Source organism: Moorena sp. (assembly GCF_982860115.1).
This window is the reverse complement of record NZ_CEYLVT010000086.1, coordinates 17,065-28,357: the sequence shown is the minus strand read 5'-3', so window position 1 is coordinate 28,357 and position 11,293 is coordinate 17,065. Positions and strand designations below refer to the sequence as shown.

The following is an 11,293-nucleotide window of genomic DNA, read 5'->3' as shown; positions in this document are numbered from 1 at the left end:
CTCAATTCTCAATTCTCAATTCTCAATTCTCAATTCTCAATTCTCAATTCTCAATTCTCAATTCTCAATTCTCAATTCTCAATTACCTATTACCTATTACCTAGAAAAAGGGTAAAAAGGCGGTAAGCATTCAGCCGTCAGCCGTCAGTGGTCAGTAGTCAGTGGTCAGTGGTCAGTGGTCAGTGGTCAGCCGTTGGCCAATGGCCACTCAAGTAGCGTGGGCGTAGCGCATAAGTTGAAAGCTGAAAGCTGATAGCACCTCAAGTAGCGTGGGCGTAGCGCATAAGCTGAAAGCTGATAGCACCTCAAGTAGCGTGGGCGTAGCGCATAAGCTGATAGCTGATAGCTGAATGCTTACAAAAGGCGAAAGGGCAAAAAAGAGTCCACGCCTAGGAACACACTACCCGGAAACCGATGTCGTGTGCCGAGTTGGACTGTTCTGCTTCGTAGCGAGAGGCACAGCTGCACTGACCAGATCTTTTTAACCAAGAGCCACCGCACATCATCCGATGACTATCATCCTCATCATCACTTGACCCGGGTTTAACACAATACTCCCATACATTACCTAGTATATCATACAATTCCCATTTATTCGGTTTTTTTTGTCCTACTGGATGAGTTTTTCCACCAGAATTACTATTGTACCAAGCATATTCTTCCAGATTTTCATGGCTGTTGCCATAGTAATATGTTGTTGTCGTCCCTGCTCGACAGGCATATTCCCATTCCTCCTCATTGGGCAAACGGAATGTTCGACTACCGAGTTTATTTGCAAAGTGTTCATTGAGTACCTGACAAAATTTTTGAGCTTGATCGTATGTTACCTTCTCAACGGGTAGGTTATCGCCCTGAAAAGCGGGTGTGACTTCACCACTAATAGTAGTCGTGGATGATGGGTAACTAGCAACGGTTTTCCACTGCCTCTGAGTTACTGGAAATTTTCCCATCCAGAACTCTTTTACTTTTACAGGATTACTATTACTAATTCCGCCATGCGATTGACCTTTGGTCACGCTACGCGATTGACCTTTGGTCACGCTACGCGAACGCACTTGCTCAAGACTTGATTCAACGAACCACTCAGGAGATAGACAATGAAAGACAAAAGCGAGAACTTCTACAATTAATAGAGACCATACTGGTGTATAAGTTACCCAAACTCTGTCCCACGGAGATAGACCAGATTTAGTACAAATGTTCTGCATAAGTGACATCCTCCCTGATTATATCCTTATATCCTTCCCCTAAAGCCCTTATGTGCCCAGATGTTTCTATCCCTCAACCAGACCTCAGTAGCAATGGTTCAAACTCCCAGACCATGACTAATGTGAGTGGGTCAGTCTCACCAGTGGTAAACTCAATTCCGCCATTGTTAGGAGCTTCTTTAGTAGAGTTAACCAGCTGGATACAACAACAGGGACAACCCGCTTATCGAGGGCGTCAGTTACACAGATGGATTTATGAAAAAGGAGTGCGATCGCTTTCTGAAATTTCCGTCTTTCCTAAACAGTGGCGTAACACCCTCGCCGATGTCCCCATTGGTCGCTCAACCTTACACTACCGCTTAGAAGCAAAGGATGGTACGGTAAAATACCTGCTCCAGTTATCAGATGGTCAAATTATTGAAACTGTGGGTATTCCCACACCAAAGCGTCTGACCGTTTGTGTCTCTTCCCAGGTCGGTTGTCCCATGGCTTGTGACTTCTGTGCTACTGGTAAAGGCGGATTCACTCGCAATCTGGCTCGCCATGAAATTGTCGATCAGGTTTTAACAGTGAGGGAAGATTTTCAACAACGAGTCAGCAATGTGGTGTTTATGGGTATGGGAGAGCCCTTGCTGAATACCGAAGCTGTGGTAGGTGCAGTCAAGTCTCTTAATCAGGACCTGGGGATTGGAGCGCGATCGCTTACTATTTCAACAGTTGGTATTCCCGGTCGTATCCGCCAACTGGCTGAGCATCAACTACAAGTTACCCTTGCTGTCAGTCTACACGCCTCAAATCAGCAGCTACGGGAGCAACTGATTCCTAGTGCCAAGCACTATCCTCTCAAAGCACTATTAGATGAATGTCGAGACTATGTAAACTTAACAAGTCGCCGAGTCACCTTTGAATACATCCTTTTGGGTGGACTGAATGACTCTCAAAAACATGCTGTTGAGTTGGCTAAGAACCTGAGGGGGTTTCAGAGTCATGTCAATTTGATTCCCTACAATCCCATTAGTGAAGTAGATTACCAGCGCCCTAGTTATCGCAGGATTCAAGCCTTTGTTGAAGCTCTCAAGCAGCAACACATTGCTGTCAGTGTACGCCATTCCCGTGGTCTTGACAAAGACGCCGCTTGTGGACAACTTAGAGCATCTAGGAGTAATTAGAAGTAGAGAAGTAGTGTTTTGTGGAAGTGAAAAAAAAACAGAAGGGAGGTTTTACTTACCCTTCTGTTAAAAACCTACCCTTGTGAGTTCACCCCCTCACCCCCTTATTGCTTATGCACTAGAAGCATAGATGCCAGGGGCATAAGCCTCAACCACCCTGCCAGTGCGAGAGCAGTTAATCATTAAATAATCACAGACCGGGCATTGAGTCTGGGTTAGGTGAGTGTTTTGACAATAAATCCTTTGAGCACTACTGCCACAATTAGGACAGTAAACGTTCTGTGTTATCTGCATGTTAAACCTTGTTTAATTTAGTCAGTTATTAAAAAGCGATGCAGCGCCGCCAAAGGGGGTTTCCCCCATGAGCGACTGCATCAAGAAATGACTGCCTCTAACAAGCACCGACCCTGGTTCAACCATCTACTAGTAGCGGACCGCAAGCTGATGGATGATGTAAGCTTTTCATTGGTTTTGAATGGTAGCTTTACTTTATTTGTGCCGTCTTGTACTAGTTAGATATGACCACTCAACTGATTAATCTGGAGGCAGTAATCGTTAATCTTTCCTTAACTATTGTATTTAAGTCTTATTTTTTTGGTAATTTATTTAACAATACTTAGCAATATGGTTTGCATTTGTTAATCTTTTTAAGAGATTGGCACTCCAAGACTAAGTAATTTTTATTAAAAATTAGCTTATCTGCTATTGATCCCTGATTGATCCCTAATAATTTTATGTTTTGTTTTATACAAAACAATGATAATATTTACCGTAGACTAAACTAGTTTTATCACAAAAGATGTGAGATATGATACCTTACTTGGTTGATTACTTATCATATCCGAGATCGGGTAATTGGTCATTGATAGTTGACGATTCTTGAGCCATCTGTTAATTGAATTAAGCAATCCGTTGCCCCATCTTCAATTATGTGTAGCGAGCATAACTGAAATTGGGATAAATCAGGGTAATTACTGAAGCAATAGTATAGGGATTAGGCTAAACAATATAGACAGGTTTGATATAGCGCTACGCTTAGCGTGAGAAGTCAGAAGTGAGAAGAGCGAATGGGTTAACCGAACAAATGGGATTAATTTTCAGCGATATAGAAGACCCCCGTGAAGGATTTGAGATGTGCTTACCCTGAGTATTAATAGCAAACACAGTATCTTATCAATTCAATTTAAAATTATCAACTAATAATGAATATGAATAAACATTATATCTTTTTTACCAGACATACTGTACCTCAACCCAATGCGGCCTACTTAGTTCATGATGTCAATTCCGCCAATGCTGCTGCTAACCTTGGTTATTCTACTGTTTTAGTCTATCTTCACCCCCCAGAGAAATCCCTGAATCCCTTAGACTGGGTTTATCCCTTTCGGCTCCAACATCCACCGGAGAACCTGACCAAGTTTTACAGTATTCAAGATCAGCTCAAGGTGGCTCCCCTAGCTATGCCTTGGCCCATTGGTCAAATCCAAGGCAAACTGACTAGCCCCAGCACAATCGTTTGTCGTTACTATTTTCCAATTCATATTTTTCCCCATACTCAAATCTTACATACCTTGGATTGGAATTTAGTGAAAACAGCCATCAAGCATGGTGTACCAGTCATTTATGAGCGGGAACATTATGAAAAAAGTGACTATGATCAATCGATTGTCCAAAACCCACTTTTTCAAGTCGCAGTCACCGTGGCTGATAATATTCGGGACGATATGATTCGTAGGGGTATGCCCCCAGAAAAGATTATCAAACTCCATAGTGGCTTCAATCAGTCTTTTTTAGTAAGACAACCAGAACAAGCCTCTGAATGGCGCAAAAAACTTTTGCTGGATAACCGCCAAAAGTTAGTGGTCTATTCAGGAGGACTCTATCGCTTCAAAGGGGTCAACTTATTAGTTGATGTTGCTAAAGAATTACCACAGATTCAATTTGTCTTTGCTGGTGGCAATGAATCTCAAGTAGAGTCTTATCAACAGCTAGCGAGGGAAAAACAAGCTGACAATGTTACCTTCTTAGGTTATCTTACCCACCAGCAGCTTACCAGCTTACTCCAAGCCGCTGATGTGTTGGCTCATCCTCACTGTTCTGGTGAGGCGGCTAGCTTTACCTCTCCTCTGAAGCTCTTTGAGTATATGGCTTCAGGAACTCCGATTGTGGCAACGGAAATTCCTCCGTTGATGGAATTTAAATCATCGAATGCTATTGCTGGCTGGTGTGAACCGGATAACCCAGCTCAATTTACTCGTTGCCTCCAGCAGGTATTAGAAACCTATCCCAGAAACGTGAATGGTTATGCCGCTCAAATTAAGTGGGGGCGTCAGTTTTGTTGGGAAAATAGAATTGTCAAAATTCTCAGCAATGTAGCAGAATCTATACATCCTATATTATGTGATTAATAGGGTAACATTTAAGACATGATCACATGACAATGTCAGCCCCCCTCTCCTGATCATTTCATGTCTAATCTAAGGACTTTATTAAACACTTTTCACTTTGTCAAATATCAGTTAACTAGATAGACTCATGACAATGCCCAACTTTTTAATTATAGGTGCACCTAAGGCTGGAACTACCTCAATTTATCGATATCTAAAGCAGCATCCGCAAATCTACATGAGTCCTGCCAAGGAACCTAGGTTTTTTGCTTTTGAAGGGGAAACGTTAGATTTCCGTGGTTTGGGAGATGAAAAAGAAGCTGATTTCATTGTCACTGATATTGACGCCTATCGTAAACTTTTTAAAAAGGTAACTAATCAAGTAGCTATTGGTGAAGCATCTACAAGTTATCTCTACATTGCGAAATCTGTTGAACGCATAAAGTACTATATTCCTAAGGCGAAACTGATCGCCATTCTTCGAGATCCAGCAGAAAGAGCCTATTCCAACTATTTACATTTACTCAAGCAAGAGCGTGAGCCACTAACGGATTTTGCTGAGGCTCTTGCCCAAGAAGAGAAGCGCATTCAAAATAACTGGTGGTCCTTCTGGCACTATAAACACCAGGGACTTTACTATGTCCAAATGAAGCGTTATTATGAGGCCTTTGAAAAAAGCCAAATTAAGGTTTATCTATACGAAGATTTGAATAATAATCCTATAGGTATGCTGAAAGATATGTTGGGTTTTTTGCAGATAGACGATACCTTTACCCCAGATATATCTGAAAAAGTTAGGCAAGCTCCTCGCCTTCCCAAAAACAAAGCCTTGGAATCATTTTTGAACCAACCGCACCCAGTTAAATCCATTCTCAGTCCATTGCTTCCTACTAGCCTAAGGGATAAACTAGTTAATAAGATTAGATATTTAAATCGTGGGAAACCTAAGTTATCAACAGCAGTGCGGAAGCAATTGATTGAATTCTATCGTGAGGATATCCTCCAGCTTCAAGATGTGATTGGTCGGGATCTTTCCCAATGGCTAAAGTGTTGAACATTAAGTGAACAAGTAAGTTGACAATTATAAGTTGACAATTAAGTTAAGTAAGTTAAGCTGTAAGCATTCAGAAGTCAGCAGTCAGCCGTGAGCTAAAAGCTCACGCTGCGCGAACAGCTTATTTTATTCAAAAGCACCGATTGCGCTACTTGAGGTGCTGCGCGAACAGTAGCACCTCAAGTAGCGCATAGGCTGATAGCTGATAGCTGATAGCTGATAGCTGAATGCTTACGTTTAGCTTAAACTAAGCTGCTCAAATTATTATCAACTTCAACTTGATGAGTTAGGGAATTAAGCTATGTCCAAAACTATGGACAAAAAAGTTATCGGCATGATAAGTAGCTATCAGGCACTGAAACCCAGTCCTGTTGATTGGCTATGGAGGCAAACCCCTCATCCTTTGGGGGTTTGGAAAAATATTCAAATGATAGCTACTGCACCTCAACCGGATTTTTTACTGCTATACAACTTTAACGAATTTTCTGATAAAAAACGACCATTACCCAAATTTGGCAATTTTTTTGGGCTAGCTCACAAGCCCCCTGAGCCTAAGGTCACAGATCTCAAGACTCTCTTGCGGGGAGTGCCAAAAGAACGGATTATTTCTTTGGTGCGGGAACCTCCCTTTCCAGAACGGGAAGAGTTCCGAATTAATGAATATAAACAAGCTCAGGAATACTGTGGCTATGTATGTGGTCCTGATGATTTTGCGCCAATTCCTGACTATATGCCTGCTATTTCATACCACAACAATTCCTTTCGTGAATTGGATGAAATGGGAGCGCCAGAAAAAGTTCGTTCCTGTTGTTGGATTACCTCCGGTATTGCTCGTACGGCTAATCATCGTCAGCGTTTGGCGTTTTTGAAGCTGTTGAGGGACAGTGATCTAGAATTTGACGTGTATGGACGGGATTTGCCAGACTGGGTAAACGGATATGGAAAAGTAGGGAATAAGTGGAATGCGATGGCTCCTTATTACTACAGCCTGGCGATTGAAAACTATTCTGGTAATGATTGGTATGTGAGTGAAAAGTTGTGGGATGCTTTATTAGCGTGGTGTTTACCAATCTACTATGGTGGTTCTGCTGCTGATAAATTATTGCCTCCAGGAAGCTTTTTGAGACTGCCAAGTGAGGATGAAAAGGGCTTAGCTTACATTCAGGAAGTGACGGCTACACCGGATGCATGGCATGAGGCTCTAGATGCGATCGCAGAAGCACGTCAAATCATTTTACATGAGTTGAATTTACTCAACTTCTTGTCTAAGGTAGTGGAAAAACTGGGGTAAGTCTAGATGAGCACAGGAATTTATACATTAGCTAATGATGTGGTTTACAACCAACTGGTAGCACTGCTCAATAGCATAGAAGTTAATGCTGGGAAAGACACTCCAGTTTGTGTCATTGCTTACAATGATCAGTTAGACAAAGTCCGTCAAGACATTGCCACGCGAGATAATGTAACCTTGCTGGATAATCCAGAACTATTTGTCCGTTGGGAAGAGTTTTCCTACCGTGTCTGGGAAACTCACCCCTCAGCCTTACAAGAATGGCAGGCACAAGGCATGAAGACGAAATTCTATCGGGTTGGTGAAAATCATCGTTACTGTGCCTTTGATCCAGAGAGTCCATTTGAAAAATTTATCTATCTCGATGCTGACACTGTGCTGATGAATTCCTTAGATTTCGTCTTTAAGCAGTTAGATGAGAGTGATTTTGTGGTTTATGACTTTCAGTATAAAGACCCAGCACATATTTTTAACGTAGCCTCACCGAAGTTACTGGAAGTATTCGATGAATCCCAGATTAATTCAGAAATTTTCTGTTCTGGATTTTATGGGGCTAAGCGAGGATTATTTCCTGAAGAGCAGCGAGAATGGTTAGTTTCTCAATTAGCTAATGGGGAAGCAGAGGTTCTGTATAAGCGAGCGCCTAACCAATCTGTACTCAACTACATGAGGATGAGGTCTGGGTTATCGATCCATAATTTTGCTGTGAGTTTGCCTAAAGATAAAAGAACAGGCAATTCCGTAACATCTTCTCACTTTGACGTTCGGGATAATCTACTTTATGATCATGGGAATCGGCTGACTTATCTTCATTACATTGGAATCAAATCAAAAATTTTCAATCAACTGTGTGCTGGAGAGAATATTGACTTTCCCTACCGGGATATTTTCTTACATTATCGATATTATCATCAACCCGAAAAACGTCCTCAGTTTACTACTAAGGCTAAACCTTACAACCAGCCTCCTAGTTTAACCACTAAAGTATTCAAGAAGTTAGGATTGAGTCGTTGAGGCAGATTTTATGAATCGTGGAATTTACATCACTGCTAATGACCGGGTGATTGACCAGTCTATTGCGTTACTAAATAGTATCCGCTCTTATGATAGCGATACCCCAATTGTTTTGATTCCCTATGATGACAATTATCAAAAGGTGGCTCAAATTCTTAAAGAGTCCTATGGGGTAGAGATTTATCCAGATTTGGCGTTTATCGAACGCCTGTCTACTAAGCTACACGAAATTTTCGGGGAGGGATTTTTTGCTAGACCGAATCAGTTCCGGAAACAGGCTTGCTGGTTTGGAACCTTTGATGAATTTATTTATATCGATACTGATATCGTTGTTTTTGAGAAGATAGCAGATAATCTTGACTACTTAGCTGACCATGATTTTATTTGCTGTGATTACCAGCATGTCGGGGGAATCACCAATGTTTTCACCCCTAAAGTTATTGAAGATAAGATTTTTAGTGAAGCGGAACTGAAGGATATCTTTAATGGGGGGTTTTGGGGAGCCAAGAAAAATAAGATTAGTGAAGAAACTTTATATGAAACCTTTGCTGAGTGTGCGGCTCATCCCGAGTATTTTGACTTTTCCCAGAAAACCTCCGATCAGCCGATTATCAACTATATGATATTGAAGCAGATGCACCACCGATTTAATATTGTGCGTAGACCAGGGGGAGCTCCAGGAAACTGGGCAGGTAGTAAACAATTTCAAACCCAAGGAGTACGACTTATTGATCCAAATTTGAATCAACCCCTACAATATCTACACTGGGCTGGTATTCGTATTCAGCCTGGTTGTCCTTACTGGGATATCTGGAAACATTACCGCTATTTGAATGAACCTATGCCAGAGGATGAGTCTTTGCAGCCTAAAACTCAGAAGAGCTTATGGGAACAAATTACCAACAAATTACACAAATCACTGAAAAAGTAAAGCGGATTTAGTCCTAAAAAGGTTACAAAAAGGGTTAATGAAGTAGTGTAAGATGTCAGTTTGATGGTAAGTGACTTACAACTTCTTCTGTAAAGTCCGATGCCGGAGGAGCAGAAGATCTTGATTCGGTGCTGATTAAACCGAAATCTGACGATAAATACAGTACTAAGGTGAAGGTGATAGCTAAGATAAGTTTTTCCAACATTTTACACTCCTCTAGTCGCAACGTCATCTAGTAGTAGTAACGTTATTAAGTAGTTACCCCTATCTTCAGTATCCTGAATTTTTCGTGGATCGTGGGTGATCCTACGGTAATAGGGGTTGTGACAATTGTCATAACGTTAGGTGACGTAAATCATCGACAAAAAGTTTCTTTTGTGCGAATAGAAATAGGTAGAGAGTTGGTTCACTCACAGATGGGGTGATGGAGTGATAGGGGGATGGGTGATGGGGTGAAGTTAATTCAAGTTAATTCAAGTACGGGGAAGGATGTGGGAGATCTAATGATTTTGCTGCCAGTATAGTTGTGCCGAAATACTTTGTCCTAGTCATACTTTCTCAAGTTTGTGAGAAATCTCAGGATTGCTATAGTTAAGTTTTTGAGCCTCTAGCTGCAGCACTAACCCAATCGACTAAAAAGGTCAAAATCACGAAACAAAACAGCGTTACTACTACACTGCTATAGTCAAAGCTGCTCAATTGTTCGGTCAGCAACAGACCTAACCCACCAGCTCCTACTAATCCGACCATGACAGTCTCCCGAATGCAGACTTCCCAGCGATAGAGGATATAAGCTAGGAAACGGGGCAAGTTAATCGGCAGTATCCCATAGAGAAATAGCAGGGTTCCTGGAGTTCCCTGGGCTTTCAAGGCTTCTAAAGGAGGCTTTTCCAGGTTTTCATTGGTTTCTGTCATTAATCTGCCTAGAATACCGAGGTTGTTTAATCCCAGTGCGATCGCACCGGGTAAAATTCCAGGAAACAGGACAAACAGCGCTACTATTGCCCAAATCGGTGGGGGAATGGCTCGGCAAAAGAGTAGGACTATCCGAGTTAGCACCAGTATTGTCCAACCTTGTATCGACGCAATAGTTAATGCCTTGGGATTGGGATTGAGCAATCCACCAGGAAGCAGAAAATTATGGGCTGCTGGAAAAGACAGTACCATGCCAGCAATACCAGCACCAGCAATCCCTAGTATGGACATGGCAAGGGTTTCGATGGAGAGAGTAAATAACTGTGGGAATTGGACTCCATTAATTTCTGGTGAAAATGCCCTTTGGACAATATCCCCTAAAAGTTCCTGAGTACGAGGAGACCAAACCTTGCTGAGTCCGGGACTGACATACCAAAAGCTCAAAAAGCAAAGGCAGACTAAAATCAAAAGCAGGCTTAGATTAATCCGACGGCGCAATATAGCACTACTGATATCGACTGCGCCGTTTAATAAGACCAGAACATAGAAAAATGTCCACAGTTGCTCGTAACGCAGGGACTGTAAACTCAGAAACATCTGATAACCTAATCCTCCAGCACCAATAATCCCCAGTACTGTTGCTGAGCGAATGGCACAGTCAAAGCGATAGACAGTGTAGGAAAGAAGATTTAAAAAGGCTTGGGGAATCAGACTGTACAGAAGTGCAGTTAAGGGGGATACGCCACTATTGAGCAAGGCCATTAACGGTTCCCGTGGCGTTTCATCCAGAATTTCTGAAAAGACCTTGGCAACGATGGCACCATAGGGAATAGCGATCGCAATTATGGCCACTAGGGGATCTAACCCCCAGATATTGACGAAAAATATCCCCCATATCATCTCATGAATGGCTCTCGGAAAGGCCAGCAGTCCCCGCATGCCTAGCCAAATACTTTGTCCGAGCGGCCAGTGAGGAAAGACGGTCAACCACCACACTTGTGAGGTTAAAATTCCTCCTACCATCCCCATCAAGATACTCAGAAAGGTTCCGCAAGCAGCATAGGCGAGGGTGGTAAGAGTGGCATTCAGGGTCAGGCGCAAAAACTCAGGACTAATCTCTGGGTGCCAACTAGCTCGCAAAAATCGCCATAGTAAGGGAAATCCACCGGGATTGAATAGGTCTTGTTGAAATATTCCAGCTTCGTAGGCGGAAAGAGCAATGGCAACAAAAAACAACAGTACCCACAGCCGATGTCGATCGAGTAAGGGCGGACGAGATAACTGCTTGACTATTGAAAGTAATGTCAATGTTGTTACCCTACTC

General features: G+C 42.2%; 9 protein-coding genes. 6 read left to right on the top strand and 3 right to left on the bottom strand.

All coding sequences use genetic code 11. The features are described from left to right. Window positions 1–389 precede the first annotated feature (389 nt). Window positions 390–1,208, bottom strand: a complete 819-nt coding sequence (locus tag AC4II3_RS16330; RefSeq protein ID WP_488007671.1) for a formylglycine-generating enzyme family protein — start codon at window positions 1,206–1,208, stop codon at window positions 390–392. A 113-nt stretch (window positions 1,209–1,321) separates the two neighbouring features. Between AC4II3_RS16330 and rlmN the strand changes: the two genes are divergently transcribed. Continuing rightward, window positions 1,322–2,377 carry a dual-specificity RNA methyltransferase RlmN gene (rlmN, locus tag AC4II3_RS16325; RefSeq protein WP_488007677.1) on the top strand — a complete coding sequence of 352 codons (1,056 nt, stop codon included), beginning with the start codon at window positions 1,322–1,324 and terminating at the stop codon, window positions 2,375–2,377. Window positions 2,378–2,488: 111 nt separating this feature from the next. On the opposite strand, the gene AC4II3_RS16320 is transcribed toward rlmN, so the two are convergent. After that, window positions 2,489–2,671, bottom strand: coding sequence for a replication restart DNA helicase PriA (locus AC4II3_RS16320; RefSeq protein WP_488007669.1), 183 nt, complete (start codon window positions 2,669–2,671; stop codon window positions 2,489–2,491). A 914-nt stretch (window positions 2,672–3,585) separates the two neighbouring features. Between AC4II3_RS16320 and AC4II3_RS16315 the strand changes: the two genes are divergently transcribed. From AC4II3_RS16315 to AC4II3_RS16295, 5 genes are all read left to right on the top strand, one after another. Next, window positions 3,586–4,785: a glycosyltransferase gene (locus AC4II3_RS16315; RefSeq protein WP_488007675.1), complete on the top strand. Its 1,200-nt coding sequence runs from the start codon at window positions 3,586–3,588 to the stop codon at window positions 4,783–4,785. A gap of 127 nt (window positions 4,786–4,912) precedes the next feature. Then, on the top strand, window positions 4,913–5,818 hold the full coding sequence (locus AC4II3_RS16310) for a sulfotransferase family protein (protein ID WP_488007667.1): 906 nt from the start codon (window positions 4,913–4,915) through the stop codon (window positions 5,816–5,818). A 301-nt stretch (window positions 5,819–6,119) separates the two neighbouring features. Beyond that, window positions 6,120–7,109 carry a glycosyltransferase family 10 domain-containing protein gene (locus tag AC4II3_RS16305; protein WP_488007665.1) on the top strand — a complete coding sequence of 330 codons (990 nt, stop codon included), beginning with the start codon at window positions 6,120–6,122 and terminating at the stop codon, window positions 7,107–7,109. A 6-nt stretch (window positions 7,110–7,115) separates the two neighbouring features. After that, on the top strand, window positions 7,116–8,123 hold the full coding sequence (locus AC4II3_RS16300; protein WP_488007663.1) for an Npun_R2821/Npun_R2822 family protein: 1,008 nt from the start codon (window positions 7,116–7,118) through the stop codon (window positions 8,121–8,123). A gap of 10 nt (window positions 8,124–8,133) precedes the next feature. After that, window positions 8,134–9,054, top strand: a complete 921-nt coding sequence (locus AC4II3_RS16295; protein WP_488007661.1) for an Npun_R2821/Npun_R2822 family protein — start codon at window positions 8,134–8,136, stop codon at window positions 9,052–9,054. Window positions 9,055–9,645: 591 nt separating this feature from the next. On the opposite strand, the gene AC4II3_RS16290 is transcribed toward AC4II3_RS16295, so the two are convergent. Beyond that, window positions 9,646–11,277: a PhnE/PtxC family ABC transporter permease gene (locus AC4II3_RS16290; RefSeq protein WP_488007659.1), complete on the bottom strand. Its 1,632-nt coding sequence runs from the start codon at window positions 11,275–11,277 to the stop codon at window positions 9,646–9,648. Window positions 11,278–11,293: the final 16 nt, after the last annotated feature.